This is a genomic window from Chroococcidiopsis cubana SAG 39.79, assembly GCF_003991895.1.
GTDB classification, from domain to species: domain Bacteria; phylum Cyanobacteriota; class Cyanobacteriia; order Cyanobacteriales; family Chroococcidiopsidaceae; genus Chroococcidiopsis; species Chroococcidiopsis thermalis.
The window spans coordinates 4365-18255 of the sequence record NZ_RSCK01000114.1; the positions used below are offsets into that span (position 1 = coordinate 4365).

Annotated in this window: 14 protein-coding genes; 7 read left to right on the forward strand and 7 right to left on the reverse strand. The window is 45.8% G+C overall.

Annotation, left to right across the window (positions count from 1 at the left end):
* From DSM107010_RS32620 to DSM107010_RS32635, 4 genes are all read left to right on the forward strand, one after another.
* Positions 1 to 1183: glycosyltransferase family A protein (locus DSM107010_RS32620; RefSeq protein ID WP_127024972.1), on the forward strand; the 1183-nt coding region annotated here is incomplete at its 5' end.
* The gene (locus DSM107010_RS32625; protein ID WP_127024966.1) at positions 1180 to 2544 is read left to right on the forward strand and encodes a glycosyltransferase family protein; all 1365 of its coding nucleotides are present in this window, start codon (positions 1180 to 1182) and stop codon (positions 2542 to 2544) included. The genes DSM107010_RS32620 and DSM107010_RS32625, both read left to right, overlap by 4 nt.
* Positions 2545 to 2694: 150 nt before the next feature.
* The gene (locus DSM107010_RS32630) at positions 2695 to 3939 is read left to right on the forward strand and encodes an efflux RND transporter periplasmic adaptor subunit (RefSeq protein ID WP_127024969.1); all 1245 of its coding nucleotides are present in this window, start codon (positions 2695 to 2697) and stop codon (positions 3937 to 3939) included.
* 57 nt (positions 3940 to 3996) lie between these two features.
* The gene (locus DSM107010_RS32635; protein WP_106166966.1) at positions 3997 to 5181 is read left to right on the forward strand and encodes an ABC transporter permease; all 1185 of its coding nucleotides are present in this window, start codon (positions 3997 to 3999) and stop codon (positions 5179 to 5181) included.
* A 102-nt stretch (positions 5182 to 5283) separates the two neighbouring features.
* Here the strand turns inward: DSM107010_RS32635 and DSM107010_RS32640 are convergent, their stop codons facing one another.
* The 4 genes from DSM107010_RS32640 to DSM107010_RS42590 all read right to left on the reverse strand — a co-directional run bounded on the left by DSM107010_RS32640 (position 5284) and on the right by DSM107010_RS42590 (position 7689).
* Positions 5284 to 6219 carry a polyphosphate kinase 2 family protein gene (locus tag DSM107010_RS32640; protein WP_015154395.1) on the reverse strand — a complete coding sequence of 312 codons (936 nt, stop codon included), beginning with the start codon at positions 6217 to 6219 and terminating at the stop codon, positions 5284 to 5286.
* A gap of 239 nt (positions 6220 to 6458) precedes the next feature.
* Positions 6459 to 6908, reverse strand: a complete 450-nt coding sequence (locus tag DSM107010_RS32645; RefSeq protein ID WP_015154396.1) for a GNAT family N-acetyltransferase — start codon at positions 6906 to 6908, stop codon at positions 6459 to 6461.
* A gap of 36 nt (positions 6909 to 6944) precedes the next feature.
* Positions 6945 to 7526 carry a TetR/AcrR family transcriptional regulator gene (locus DSM107010_RS32650; protein ID WP_015154397.1) on the reverse strand — a complete coding sequence of 194 codons (582 nt, stop codon included), beginning with the start codon at positions 7524 to 7526 and terminating at the stop codon, positions 6945 to 6947.
* Positions 7527 to 7563: 37 nt separating this feature from the next.
* On the reverse strand, positions 7564 to 7689 hold the full coding sequence (locus tag DSM107010_RS42590) for a hypothetical protein (protein ID WP_256498779.1): 126 nt from the start codon (positions 7687 to 7689) through the stop codon (positions 7564 to 7566).
* A gap of 196 nt (positions 7690 to 7885) precedes the next feature.
* Here DSM107010_RS42590 and DSM107010_RS32655 point away from each other — a divergent pair, with 196 nt between their 5' ends.
* Positions 7886 to 8332 carry a DUF874 domain-containing protein gene (locus tag DSM107010_RS32655; RefSeq protein ID WP_015154398.1) on the forward strand — a complete coding sequence of 149 codons (447 nt, stop codon included), beginning with the start codon at positions 7886 to 7888 and terminating at the stop codon, positions 8330 to 8332.
* A gap of 492 nt (positions 8333 to 8824) precedes the next feature.
* Positions 8825 to 9532 carry a bacteriorhodopsin gene (locus DSM107010_RS32660; protein WP_015154399.1) on the forward strand — a complete coding sequence of 236 codons (708 nt, stop codon included), beginning with the start codon at positions 8825 to 8827 and terminating at the stop codon, positions 9530 to 9532.
* Between the two features lie 30 nt (positions 9533 to 9562).
* Here the strand turns inward: DSM107010_RS32660 and DSM107010_RS32665 are convergent, their stop codons facing one another.
* The gene (locus DSM107010_RS32665; protein ID WP_106166967.1) at positions 9563 to 10447 is read right to left on the reverse strand and encodes a carbohydrate ABC transporter permease; all 885 of its coding nucleotides are present in this window, start codon (positions 10445 to 10447) and stop codon (positions 9563 to 9565) included.
* Between the two features lie 225 nt (positions 10448 to 10672).
* Here DSM107010_RS32665 and purN point away from each other — a divergent pair, with 225 nt between their 5' ends.
* Positions 10673 to 11353, forward strand: a complete 681-nt coding sequence (purN, locus tag DSM107010_RS32670) for a phosphoribosylglycinamide formyltransferase (protein ID WP_106166968.1) — start codon at positions 10673 to 10675, stop codon at positions 11351 to 11353.
* A gap of 95 nt (positions 11354 to 11448) precedes the next feature.
* On the opposite strand, the gene DSM107010_RS32675 is transcribed toward purN, so the two are convergent.
* Both DSM107010_RS32675 and DSM107010_RS32680 read right to left on the reverse strand, forming a co-directional pair.
* Positions 11449 to 12255 carry a WecB/TagA/CpsF family glycosyltransferase gene (locus DSM107010_RS32675; protein WP_015154402.1) on the reverse strand — a complete coding sequence of 269 codons (807 nt, stop codon included), beginning with the start codon at positions 12253 to 12255 and terminating at the stop codon, positions 11449 to 11451.
* Positions 12248 to 13321, reverse strand: coding sequence for an NAD-dependent epimerase/dehydratase family protein (locus DSM107010_RS32680; protein WP_106166969.1), 1074 nt, complete (start codon positions 13319 to 13321; stop codon positions 12248 to 12250). The genes DSM107010_RS32675 and DSM107010_RS32680 overlap by 8 nt, the downstream gene beginning before the upstream one ends.
* Between the last annotated feature and the right edge of the window lie 570 nt (positions 13322 to 13891).

Genomic DNA, 13891 nt, shown 5'->3' on the forward strand with positions numbered 1-13891 from the left:
AGCCCTAACTACGTATAATCGATCGCAGTTACTCAAGCTCAGTTTGGCAAGTGTTTTAGCTCAAGACTATCCAGACTTTCGGGTGATGGTACTCGACAATGCTTCGACTGATGATACTGAAACAGTCGTGCGATCGCTTGCTGAAGACGACGATCGCGTCACTTACATTCGTAACGAAACTAATATTGGTGGTTTAGGTAATTGGAATCTCGCTATTGAATTAAATACTAGTCCTTATTTAACAATTCTGAGCGATGACGATTTGATGCTGCCAGAGTTGATAAGCGAATCTGTCCGAGCTTTAGACGAGCATCCGCAAGTCGGGTTTTCATTTGCAATGGTGAGGCTGATCGATGCTGCTGGTAATTCCTTAGACTTACAGCACACGGGAAAAATTTCTGAAGGCTTGGTTAAGGGTCTAGATTTCCTCGAACAGACGATTTCCTGGCAGGGTTGTCCGGTTTATACTTCTAGTCTGTTTTTTCGCGCTTCAGCATTGGCAGTCGTGGGACAGTTTGATAGTCCCCATTCCAAGCATACATTTGACTTGACGACGATCTATCGGCTGGCTGCCAAGTTTGACATCTTCTTTTTAGCCCGAGAACTCGCTCAAGTCCGCCTGCACTCAGGACAGATTACCGAAACAGACTGGCGCTTCGATCGCAACGGACCAATTGGTGTCATTGCTGAAATTACCGATGCTGTCGCTTATCTGTTGCAAAGCGATCGCGCTAGGAACGAGAACTATCGACAATGGCTTGCCGAGCGCTTTCTTGCTCTACACGCACGCCAAAGCGAATACACGCAAATGGCTCTACCTCACATGCAACAAACTTGGGAAGAACGATTGCAATTAGCCAGCCAGGAAATTGCTCGGTTAATCCCCCCAGAAGAAGCATACATTCTCGTTGATGACGGTCAGTGGCAAGGGGAAGCGATCGCCTCTGCACCAGCAATTCCTTTTCTGGAAAAAGATGGACAGTACTGGGGCGCACCAGCAGATGATGCAACGGCAATTCAAGAACTGGAACGTTTGCAGAGCAAAGGGGTGCAGTTTATCGTTTTTGGCTGGTCGGCGTTTTGGTGGTTCGATTACTATTCTGAGCTGGAACGTTATTTGCGATCGCATTGTCGCTGCGTGTTGAAAAATACCCGCCTTGTTGTGTACGGGCTTCAACCATGATGCAAAAGTCAAAATTCAAAAGTCAAAAGTCAAAATTTCCCGACTCCCACTCTCCCACTCCTGTACGGGCGGGTTTTGACCGAAGATTTACTGTCTCAATCGGGGAGCTATTTGCTAAACCCGCCCCTACGACTCCCACTCTCCCACTCCTGTACGGGCGGGTTTCCAAACCCGTCCCTGCTGACTCCCACTCTCCCACTCCCGATCGCGCCAGTTGCCTGCGAATCGTCGTCCTCGGATACATCGTGCGTGGACCTTTGGGTGGAATGTCTTGGCATCCTTTGCAATACCTAATGGGGCTAGCAAATTTGGGTCACGATGTTTATTTCATCGAAGATAGCGATGATTATCCCTCTTGCTACGACCCGACGCGCGGTTATATGGATATCGATCCTACTTATGGCTTGAAATATGCTGCCAGTATTTTCGAGCGAGTTGGTTTGGGCGATCGCTGGGCGTATTACGATGCCCATACAAGTTCGTGGTTGGGAGGTTGTGCTGACCGGATTAAGGAGATTTGCACTACTGCCGATCTGTTACTCAATTTAGATGGAGTTAACCCGCTGCGCCCTTGGCTGCTGCAAATTCCCGCCCGTGCATTAGTTGAGGGAGATTCTGTCTTCACCCAAATTCGCCACCTCACCGATGCTTATGCCTACGAACAAGCGCGACAGCATACAACTTTCTTTTCTTGTGCGGAAAATATCGGTCAGAGCAAATGTACTGTTCCCGATGATGGGTTTCCCTGGCAACCCACGCGCCAACCGATCGTTCTCGATACCTGGTTGGTAAAGCCTTTAACTGATGCCGCAGCCAAATTTACGACAGTCATGCAATGGGAAAGTTATCCAGCGCGAGAATACAAAGGTATTCGCTATGGCTTAAAGGCAGATGCTTTTCCCCCTTACATAGATTTGCCAAAGCGGGTAGGCTCGATCTTGGAGCTGGCAGTGAGTGGAGGTAATACACCCACCGAGCAACTGGCAACTAAAGGCTGGAGAGTGCGAGAGCCACCGACGCGATCGCCCTGGACTTACCAAGAATACATTCAACAATCGAAGGCAGAGTTTAGTATAACCAAGGATGCTTTTGCCGTAACTTGGAGTGGTGTGTTTAGCGAACGCAGCGCCTGCTATCTCGCTAGCGGTCGTCCTGTGGTGATTCAAGACACGGGTTTTTCTGATTGGTTACCTACTGGTGCAGGCGCGATCGCATTTAGTAACTTAGAGGAAGCGATCGCGGGGATTGAAGCAGTTAACAGCCGCTACGAATTCCACTGCCAAGCGGCAAGAGCGATCGCCCAAGAATATTTCGATGCCCGTCACGTCCTGCCACCTTTACTTGAAGCCGCCATGAAATAAGAGCTGAGGGAGCTGAGGGAGCAGGGGAAGAAAGCAGGGGAGCAGGGGAGCAGGGGGGCTTCAGGTGCAACAACAGTCAACTACCAACTACCAACTACCCATACCCTGACAACTGATAACTGATAACTGATAACTGACACCTGGTCAATCGTGAGCAGAAAACAGGGACACAAATTTCGTTCTGGGATACAATGGCTAGCTTGGTCGGCGACTCTAGCCGGAATTTGCTTAGCTAGCGGGCTGGGTTACTTTCTGGTTTTCAATTCCACTGCCGAACCAGTGACAGTACAAACGGTAGCCGTAGAAACAGGAACCGTAGAAAATACAATTGACGAAAGCGGTACTGTAGAACTTCAGGGACAACGAACGATCAAGTCGCCCACTGAAGGCGCTGTCGATCGCGTCTTAGTCCAGCCGGGAAATCAAGTGAAAGCCGATCAAGTACTCGTCATTCTCCGCTATCCCGAGCGCCAAACTGCTTTAGCCAACCAGCAATTGAAAATACTAGAGGCGCAAGCTACTTTGGTACGCAATCGCCAAAAAATCTTGGAGGCTCAGGAACAGCTGATCGCTGATGAAAAAATTCGTAAAAAACTAGATGCCTTGGCACAAGAAGGAGCCGTGGCGCAACAACAAGTCCAAGAGCTAGAAGATAAAGTGCGGCAGAATGAAGCTGACATCCGCAATGCTCAGTTGGAAGCTCAAAACGCGACAATCCAGCTTCAGATCGAGCAGCTTCAACGTCAAAGCATTCAGCAAAAACTCCAAGATACATTAGTGCGATCGCCGCTAGATGGCACGGTTTTGGGAGTCAGCGTCAAAAATGGTGATGGAGTTGAGTTGCGTACCGATCTGTTGACGGTAGGCGATCCGGCGCAAGTGAAAATCAAGCTTTTGCTCTCTCCTCTAAACGCCGCTCAAGTCAGAGTCAATCAAGTGGTTCGCGTCAGCGCGATCGCGCCTAACGCCAAAACTTTTACTGGCACAATCCAAAGCGTATATCCCCAGGCAGTGACTCCCGAAGAAAGTCAAAAACAAAGCGGTCGTAGTGGTGGTAGCAGCGATCGATCGAATCAACCTAGAGTACCTGCAACTGTCAAGCTTGACACCCCCACGCGATCGCTCATTCCAGGTAGCGGCGTAAACGTTGAAATCGTACTAGAGCAGCGGCGCAACGTTTTAGTCTTGAATTCAGAAATTATTCAACGCACCGAACAACGTCCTTTTGTTTGGGTAAAAGACAGTCAAAACAAAGCTCAGAAACGATATCTTAAATTGGGTTTAGAAGGATTGCTCACCGCTGAAGTTGCTGCTGGATTGAACTTTGGCGAAAAAGTCATTTTACCCCCCGCCGAAGCCACCCTGACCCCAGGAACACCAGTTATCAGTTATTAGGGGGCAGGGAGCAGTTGTCAGTCTACCAACTACCAATTACCAACTACCAACTATCCAATGAGCCTTTCACCAGTCGAACTGCTAATCCTCACCTTTGACTCTTTGCGTAGCAATCCCCTACGTTCTGCTTTGACGGCGTTAGGAGTATTTATGGGTGTGGCTGCGGTCAGTGCTACGCTTCAAGTTGGTAGTATCAGCCGGATTGTTATTGCCCAACGATTAGCAGAAAGAGACGCGCCTCAGATTATGGTAGGACTCAATTGGCAAGCAGGCAGCGACTTGAGCGCTCAAATGAGCCTAGCAGATTTGGAATTTTTCCGCCAACGACTCTCTGGCTTACGGGCGAGTAGTGGCGCAGCTTGGGTGGGTTCGGCAGAAACTGTATTTCAAACTGAAGAAGCTAGTCCTCAGATGATGGCAGTGACCCCAGATTTTTTACTCACCTTGGGTAGACCGTTGGAAGCAGGACGGTTTTTTACTGCTGCTGATTTCGCCAACTACCGACCTGTGGTTGCGATCGATCGCTTTTTGGCGGATAAGTTATTTAAAGATGGTCAAGCAGTTGGACAACGCCTCTATGCTAACGATCGACCCTACGTAGTGGTGGGAGTCGTACCAACTAAAATGCAGGAAAATGCACCACCTGAAGGACAATTGTTAGTACCGCTACCAGTTTATAGTTCTCTTACAGGTAGCCGTGCTGTCGATACGATTCAGCTTCGTCCTCGCCGAATTGAAGACCTTGAAGCTTTTGGTAATCGAGTCCAGCAACTCTTGGCACAACGTTTTCCAGGGCGAAGTTATTGGTCTTGGAACAATGTGGAAGACATCATTCAACAGCAAAAAATCATGCAGCTAGCCTCCCAAGCGTTAACTGTAGTGGGTGCAATTTCCCTACTTGTAGGAGGTGTGGGTATTGCCAATATTACGATCGCTTCAGTGATAGAACGCACGCCAGAAATCGGTTTGCGTCGGGCTTTGGGAGCAACTCAGCAAGATATTATGGCGCAATTTATTTTAGAAGTTGCGCTTTTAAGTTTAATCGGCGGGACGATCGCCATAGGGACGGTGCATGGAATTGCTATTGCAGTCGCCGATACATTTAACTTACCCTATCAATTTGAACCCAGCACCGCAAGTCTAGCGCTAGCTTCAGCTTTACTAGTCGGTATGGGTGCTGGTTTTATTCCTGCTCTCCGTGCCAGCCAACTCGATCCGGTCAAAGCTTTACGCTCGGAATAAGCATCAACAAAAAAGTCAAAAGTCAAAAGCTAAAAGTCAAAACTAATTCTCCCTACTCCCTGCTCTCTACTCTCTTCTCCACTGATAACTGACTGATAACTGTTAATCGGGAATAGTTATATTTTCTAAATTTTGTGCTGCTGCTGGATATTGTGGATTCATTGCTTCTAAGGTATCAGCGATCGCCCGAGCAATAACTAAGTTTCTATACCACTTTTTATTTGCCGGAACGACATACCAAGGAGCATACTCTGTAGAGCAATAATTAATTGCATCTTCATAAGCTTGTTGGTAATCATCCCATAATTTCCGCTCGTTGACATCGTTAATAGAAAATTTCCATCGCTTATCTGGGTCTTCCAGCCGCTTTTCTAATCTACGTTTTTGTTCGTCTTTAGAAATATGTAGAAAAAACTTAATAATACTAATATTATTCAAAACCAGCATTTGTTCAAATTCATTAATGCTGTGATATCTTTTCTGCCATACTGCTTCCGGCACGAGTTGTTTAACGCGCACGATTAATACATCTTCGTAGTGAGAACGATTAAAAATATTAATCATGCCTCGTTGCGGTGTCCGCTGATGGTAGCGCCACAAAAAATCATGGCTCAATTCTTCTTGGCTGGGATTTTTAAAAGACCAAACTCGACAACCTTGAGGATTGATTCCCTGAAAAACATGTTTAATTGTGCCGTCTTTCCCACCAGTATCCATTGCTTGCAGTACGATGAGTAGACTGCGCTGCTGCTCGGCGTACAGGCGTTCTTGTAACAAACTCAAGCGATCGCGATAATACTCTAGTTCTGCTTCTATCTCTTTCTTGCTCTGATAGCTTTCACAAGTATCTGGGTCGATTTGACTTAGCTGAATTGGTTCGTTGGGAGTGACGCGATAGCGGGGATAATCGGGTTTTGGTGGTAACTCGTCTGCTACAACTGTCTCTGGAGACATAGTGCGGGCAACTTTTGCTGTCTCATTATCTGTAGTTTTGTTAATCTGAGCAGCGGATTTTTTTGCCGATTTTGAATTCGCCATAGTAACACTATCGCCACTTTTTATCGAACTTATTGTTCGATTTTATGGCAAGAATTACAGCAGTGTTTCTCTCAAAAGATAGACTCATGCGTTTTGTTTTACAGCAGTGAGTGGGGAATTGGTAGTTGGTAATCGGTAGTTGCTCCCTCAGCTTCCTCAGCTCTCTTCTTCCCCCTGCTCCCCTGCTTCCTCCTCTGCTCGTGCGCTCCCTACTCCCTGCTCTCTAGTATGATTAACGACTACAGCTTTGAATAACGCATAATTGTTACAGGAACACCGATTTTCGCTGCCAAGTCAGACAAAGCAAACTTAAATTTGAGCGATCGCGGTAATTCTTTCCATGTAACTGCAACAAACCCAAAGCGAGTGTAAAACTCTGCTAGTTTACGCCCCAAGCATTCTAAATAAAGCGGCTGAGTTGCTTGTTCAATTAAATATTCCACCAAGTACGACCCCAAGCCTTTACCCCGCCAGTTAGAGGCAACCACTAAACTACCCAATTCTTGCGCCCCAGCAAAAGCCCGTAACTGCCCGCAAGCAACGACTCGTCCGTTGCATTCAACGACTGAAAATTGTTGCCAGCGTAACTGCGTCGGGTCGAGTTTTGCCGATAGCACCAACTTCCGAATTGCCCAAGCATCTTTAGCATTGGCAGGGCGAAGATTGCATCCTGATGGTAAAGTAGACATTCGGTTGAAGTCTAAATTTTCAAAATTAGATGACAATTACATTTTTACAACTAAACCAACAGCACGACGAACGTATGCTTGATACGACTCGTTTGTAGGTGGAAATACCAATCCGTAAAGCATGATACCGCTGATGAGGTCGAAGACAAGATCGGCATCTATATCTGTGGCAATTTCCTGTCTGCTTTTTGCTTGTGCGATGACAGCAGCAAAGGCTTGGCGACGGGGTTGGAGATATCTCGCCCAGTAAACCTGAGCAAACTGGGGATTGTTAGATGCTGTACTGATAATTAAAGCTACAATTTGCCGTCCCAGAGGATCTAAGGTCATTTGGGTAGCACTGGCAATAATTAAATCGATATCGCTCCAAAAGTTTTTCGTATCTGGAATTTCTACGTCTTCTCTACGGCTTTCGATCGCATCTGCCACCAGTTCTTCTTTTGAGTTGTAGCGACGGTAAATTGTGGTTTTTCCCACCCCTGCACGGCTAGCGATCGCCTCTATACTCATGCGCTCGTAACCCACCTCGGCTAAGAGTTCCAAGGTGGCTCTATGAATAGCGCGATCGGCTTCTACACTACGCGGTCTTCCAGGCTGATTTTTAATTTTTGCATTCATTATTGGTTCGTTACTCTTGGATCGTCATCTGGTGGTATCATCCGCTACCGCTACGCAAATATAAGCAGCATGTCTTAACGATGCATCCACCATTGTGATGTTCTTCGTTTAAATCTGCGATCGCCTTGTGGCGATCGATGGATGTAGTACCCGTAATCTTCAAACCATCAGCTCTCTAAATCAAATAGGATGACTGTTGCTACTGGCGAGGATTAAATTAAGGAACGACTTCTAGTCTACCGAAAGGAGGAAATTTAGTTAACAACTGAGTAACTTGAAAACCCTCTATCCGCAGAACGATCTAGCAGATGAGTTAGTTGGAGTACTGTAAATGCTAAATCGTATAGAGATTGTATCCGATGAAACTGACATATTTGAAGCAACAAGTTTCGACTTTGGGACGTTTTCTGGCAACAACGCTATTTTTTCTGTCGGCGATCGGCTTTGTATGGCACTTTGCCTTGTTCTCAAACCCTGTAGCAATGGCTAGTCCCGCTCCGATTTCGATCGCAGCGGCAGATATGGGCGATCGAACTAAAGAAGCAGCCGATGATGTTGCTAAAGGCTCCAAGAATTTGATCCGAGATACGGCAAACAAAGTTGAGCGAGCTGCCAACAAAAATGCTGCTAAAGTCGATCGAGCTGACGACGAGGGTAGTGGCGTTGAGCGCAAAGCCAAGCGAGATCGAGATCGGATTGAGCAAAGAGCTGAGGAAGATGCCGCTCGGACTGAAAAAGCAGTAGACAAAAACATGAACGCTGTCAAGCGTACTGTTGACTCTATCAAGGATGCTTTTAGCAATTAGAGCCGCAATCCGCTCAGATAGTTAGGACATGATTGGAGATACAAGGAAGAGGATTTATAATTCCTCATAGTCTGCACGTCAAAGCCTAAATTAGAAAGCCTAAGTCAGAAAGAAGATTTTTTGACTTAGGCTTTTTCTTGGGATGACGAAGGACGAGCGCCAAGCACCAAGACCGAGCGTTGGCATCAGGCAAGTACTTTATGATGAAATTCACTCAAGCTTAAGGAATTACATTTAACCATACTAGCTCTCGAATTACAGTGTTAATCTCAAATGATGGTGTTATGTAACATCTCTTTTCCATATTCGCAAATTATGCCAACAGTTCAAAAAATTGACACTAGCCAATTAGTCAGTATGGGAGTAATGTAGTTGACGAACATCTAAATCAAGCTAAGCAAATGCCAGCGGTTGCTGGTAATTCTCACATAACCACTGGCTCGCATATGGAAAGTTATATCGCAAGTTATCAGTTATATAAGTTATAGAAATATGACATTTCTCTGGCAGTGGCTTGGTGTATTTGGTATGTCGTTTGGTGCGATCGTTTTTGGAATTGGCGCTCACAATGCGAAAAATCAGCGTTGGCAAATTTTGTACACGCTCAACTTTTTCGTTTGCGCGATCGCGGCTGGACTTTATTTAATTATGGCTCTCGGTCAAGGAGTAGACTTTATTAACGGTCGTCCCACTTTCTGGGTCAGATATGTTTCTTGGTTTATTTCTACGCCTTTGTTGCTCTTAATTCTCACATATCTTGGAAAAACTAGCGTGACAACTACAGCGAGCTTGTTAGGAGCAAATGCTTATACAATTGCTGCTGGTTTTGTTGCTACTATTTCACCCTATCCAGTTAATTATATTTGGTATATTGTCAGTTGTGCAGCTTACTGTGCTACTGTATATCTTCTCCTTAACCAATATCGCCCACAAGTAGAACGTACCTTCCCTAGAGTTATTCCAGCTTTTCACAAATTGCTAAAAGTCCACTTGACAATATGGACGCTTTACCCGATAGTCTGGCTTCTGAGTCCCGCAGGTTTGAATTTCTTAAATATTAGCGTGGAAACAATGTTTGTGACTCTCCTCGATATGGCTTCCAAGGTAGGTTTTGGTTTTCTTTCATTACAAACTATGAGTGCTATAGAGAAAGCGAGACAGCAAGCAAAAACAGCATCTTCTTTAGTTGTATTTCGTTAATTTGTAGCAAAAAATATATATAGCGTGCTTCTACTCTTCGTCCCAAGTTTGCAACTGAATATAAACTAAAACTAGCGCTACCAATAACAAAACTGTAGCCGCAGCCGCAGCATAACCGAAATCGAATTGCCCAAAAGCTTCTTGATAAATGTAATAAACTAAAATATTAGTAGAATTTAAAGGTCCTCCCCCAGTCACGACATAAATTTGCTCGAAACCCCGCAAAGTAAAAATTGCTGTTGTAATCGTAGCGAAGATTAACGTCGGTCTCAATCCTGGTAGAGTAATATACCAAAATTGCTGCCAAGCATTTGCTCCATCTAATTCTGCTGCTTCATAACGACTGGGAGGAATTGCCTGCAATCCAGCTAGAAATACCACCATATTGAAGCCTAACTGCTTCCAAATACTCAATAAAATGATGACTGGCATTGCCCAAATATTACTACCTAGCCAGGGAATCGGAGAAATTCCAATTGCATTCAACCATGTATTGACTGGTCCCTCGGTTTGAAATAGCCAGCGAAATCCTAACCCAGCGGCGACAATAGACACAATTGAAGGGAGAAAATAGGCACTGCGTAATAGACCTCGCCAAGCTATATTGCGGTTTAATAGTGCTGCCAAACCTAAAGGAATCACTAAACTGGGAATTACTGTAGCAATGGTAAAATAGCAAGTATTACTAAGAACTTGCCAAAAATCAGGATTGAGAATTAGTCGTAAGTAATTGTTAAACCCTACCCAGCGCACGCCAGCAGCGGTAAAACTTCCTGTAGTGAAGCTGAGATAAAACAGATAAGCAATGGGAAATATTAGGAATATTCCTAGCATGAGCAGCGCTGGCGTGAGAAAAATCCATGCTGCGATCGCATCGTTATCTAGCAGTTGCTTGCGAGAACGCTCAAAAGCCATACTTTGTATTTTAACTTTGTAGGGCTATTTTACTCATTAAAGGGACCAGGGAGGAGTCAAGAGTTGATGGTAGTTGGTAGTTGGTAGTTGGTGGTTGGTGGTCACTGCTCCCTGATAACTGATAACTGATAACTGTTCCTGGTAATTTTTAACGTCGGAGTGAGGCGATCGCCAGTCGAATGATGGATAATGACTGAGTCAACACCTTGCTCGATAAAATGCTGTATGACGATCCCAGCAACCACCGCCTCTACTGCCAGCTTAATTTCTCCGGTCGATCCCACCGATCTATGGATACCAGGAGAACCAATTAAACTAGGTATACTTGCTTCCGGAAATGGCAGTAACTTTGAAGCTGTAGCAGAGGCGATCGCCCAAGGTAGACTTAATGCTAAAATTCAAGTTCTAATTTACAATAACCCAGAAGCGAAAGTCGCAGTTCGAGCTGCAAATCGTGACGTACCTGCCGTTTTGCTCAATCATCGTCACTTTCCCAGCCGTGAAGATCTAGATCGTCAAATTGTTCAAACTTTACATCAATATGACGTATCATGGGTTATAATGGCGGGCTGGATGCGAATTGTCACGCCAGTACTCATCAATGCTTTTGCCGAACGAATTATTAACATCCATCCCAGTTTATTACCCAGCTTTCGCGGCATTCAGGCAGTAGAACAAGCCCTTGCTGCTGGTGTAAAAATCGCAGGTTGTACGGTGCATATAGTCGTTCCCGAAGTTGATAGCGGGCGCATTTTGCTCCAAGCAGCCGTACCCGTCTTACCTGACGACACCCCCCAAACTCTACACCAACGAATTCACCAGCAAGAATATCGAATTTTACCCGCCGCGATCGCTCTTGCTGCGAAGCAGGGAGCAGGGACGAGCTGGGAGCAGAGAGCAGAATAAAACACCCGTCAACTGTCTTCACGGAGTTTAGCGCAGCATTTACTGTCAAATAATGACGATTAAACCTCGTGCAAAATTTGCACGTCGTTTATAGATTACCCGTAAGATTCAATCGGTTCGCTACCGTCAGGAGCAGGTGGCACAAATTTTTTCCAACCGAGTAACTGAAAGCCAACATACCATAAATAAAGCGGATTGAGCAGGATATAGCGCCGCCACAAGCGTCTGGGTTCTTGTAGCAGACGAAATAACCACTCCAATCCCAAATCTTGCATTGTTTGCGGTGCTGGCGCTAGCCTACCAGCGTGAAAATCGAAGGCAGCACCCACAGCTAAGATGGGGATGCCTAGCATTTGGCGATATTCGTAAGCCCAAACTTCTTGTCGAGGACAACCAAGACCAAGAAGTACGGTACTAGCTCCAGAGGCTTTAATCCGAGCCACTAACTCTTTCCGTTCCTCTGAAGAGAGACGGCGAAATTTAGAAGGCTCCATGCCCGCAATTTGGAGCTGGGGAAAGCGTTGCTGCAACTGACAAGCGAATTGCTGTAATACTTCTATTTGACTGCCATATAGATAGACACTCAATCCTTTTTCAGCAAAAGCTTGAGCGATTCTGAGCGTCAGCTTGGGACCGCAGACGCGATCGGGTAATCCTTGCTTGTGCAGCCACCACAGCGCCCAGCGCACGGGTTGTCCGTCAGGAACTACGAGATCCATACCGTTCAATCGACGGGCGTGAATGGGGTCTAAAAATCCCGTCATCACGCCATGAACGGCTAACGCACTGACCGCATAGGGAACTCTCTTTTCAGCCGCAACAACAATTTTGTTGACAGCAAATTCGTAATCTATAGCGTGGATGTTAATTCCTAAGATGGAGTGTTTGCCTCGATTAATCACTGTACTTTAACCACCTTTCACAGTTTTGGCTGTAAATCTCCCGCAAAATGTGCGGTACGTCGTATTTAATCGACCAATTTGGATACTTAGCTTTAAACTTCGATAAATCGCTGATGTACCAGATGTGGTCGCCACTGCGATTTTCATCGGTGTAAGAGTAGTTCAACTCCTTGCTAGCAATTTGTTCGCAATAAGCGATCGCCTCTAGCATTGAGCAATTGCTTTCTCTACCACCGCCGATGTTGTAAACTTCAGCGATTCCAGGGTTGAGATAGAACTCATAAAATGCCGCAATCAAGTCTGAGGAGTGAATGTTATCGCGGACTTGTTTGCCTTGATAACCGTAGATCGTGTAGGGATCGCCAGTCACGGTACATTTCATCAAGTAAGCGAGAAAGCCGTGTAATTTCGTTCCCGCATGGCTGGGTCCGGTCAAACAGCCACCCCGAAAGCAAACAGTAGGAATGCCAAAGTAATGACCGTATTCTTGGACTAATACGTCGGCTGCAACCTTAGAAGCTCCGAATAGAGAGTGCTTGCTGCGATCGATACTCATATCTTCAGAGATCCCCAAAGCATACTTATGAGCGGGATCGATCTCCCAGCGGCGGTCTAACTCAACTAGGGGTAAAAAGTTGGGTAAGTCTCCGTAGACTTTGTTAGTGGAAGTGAAGATAAATGGGGTGTCTGGGCAATGTTGGCGCGTTGCTTGTAACAAGTTCAACGTACCGTTGGCATTGACCGAGAAATCGGAGAACGGATCGCGTGCAGCCCAATCGTGAGATGGCTGGGCTGCGGTATGAATGACAAGGGCAATGTCTTGTTTGTAGTACTGAAAAATGACATCCAGGCGATCGCTATCTCGGATATCTACATCGTAGTGAGTGTACTCTCTAATCTGAGATTGTAAACGCCTAAGATTCCATCTTGTGGAAGCTTCCTCTCCAAAAAAAAAGCTACGCATATCGTTATCGATCCCGACGACATGCATACCGAGAGCGCTAAAAAAACGTACTGCTTCCGAACCAATGAGACCAGCAGAGCCAGTAACGATCGCAACACTCATGGCTTATTCTCAAGCTTTTGGTAATTTTTTCTCTGCATTGTTTAGTATGCATTCCAGAGCTGCAATGACTGCCGGTACTTTTGACAATACATGCGAACATCACGATCTATACTTGACCAGCCTAGAGCCGGCGCATGTGCTAATGCTCAGGCGATCGCGGGTCAAAAATTTGTCTGACATTCGCTCGAATGCCTGCACCTCTGCCGCGAGAAGCTTCAGACTGAAAATCTGCAATCTCTCGCTGACAATTTTGCAATACTCTGGATTTAAATTTGGTGTTCTACCACACAGGAGCCTGCTAGCTACCGTAGATGGAAACTCCTCAAGATTTCAGCTGCTCTAGGAATTGTTAGAACTGCTTTTTTTCTTCGTCTCTCGGTCTAGATTGCCGTACCTGAGTCCGTAATCGTTAATAGACCAACAGACATTGGAATCTGCCGCAGCTACGATACGAAAGGCGATTTTAATGCAGCCAGAGTTAATATACTCTAACTAGTACTACAGTTGTAGATAGCTGAGCGATTGGGAAAGGCGACGTTTGTAATGATAAAACTTAGCAATCGCTTGATG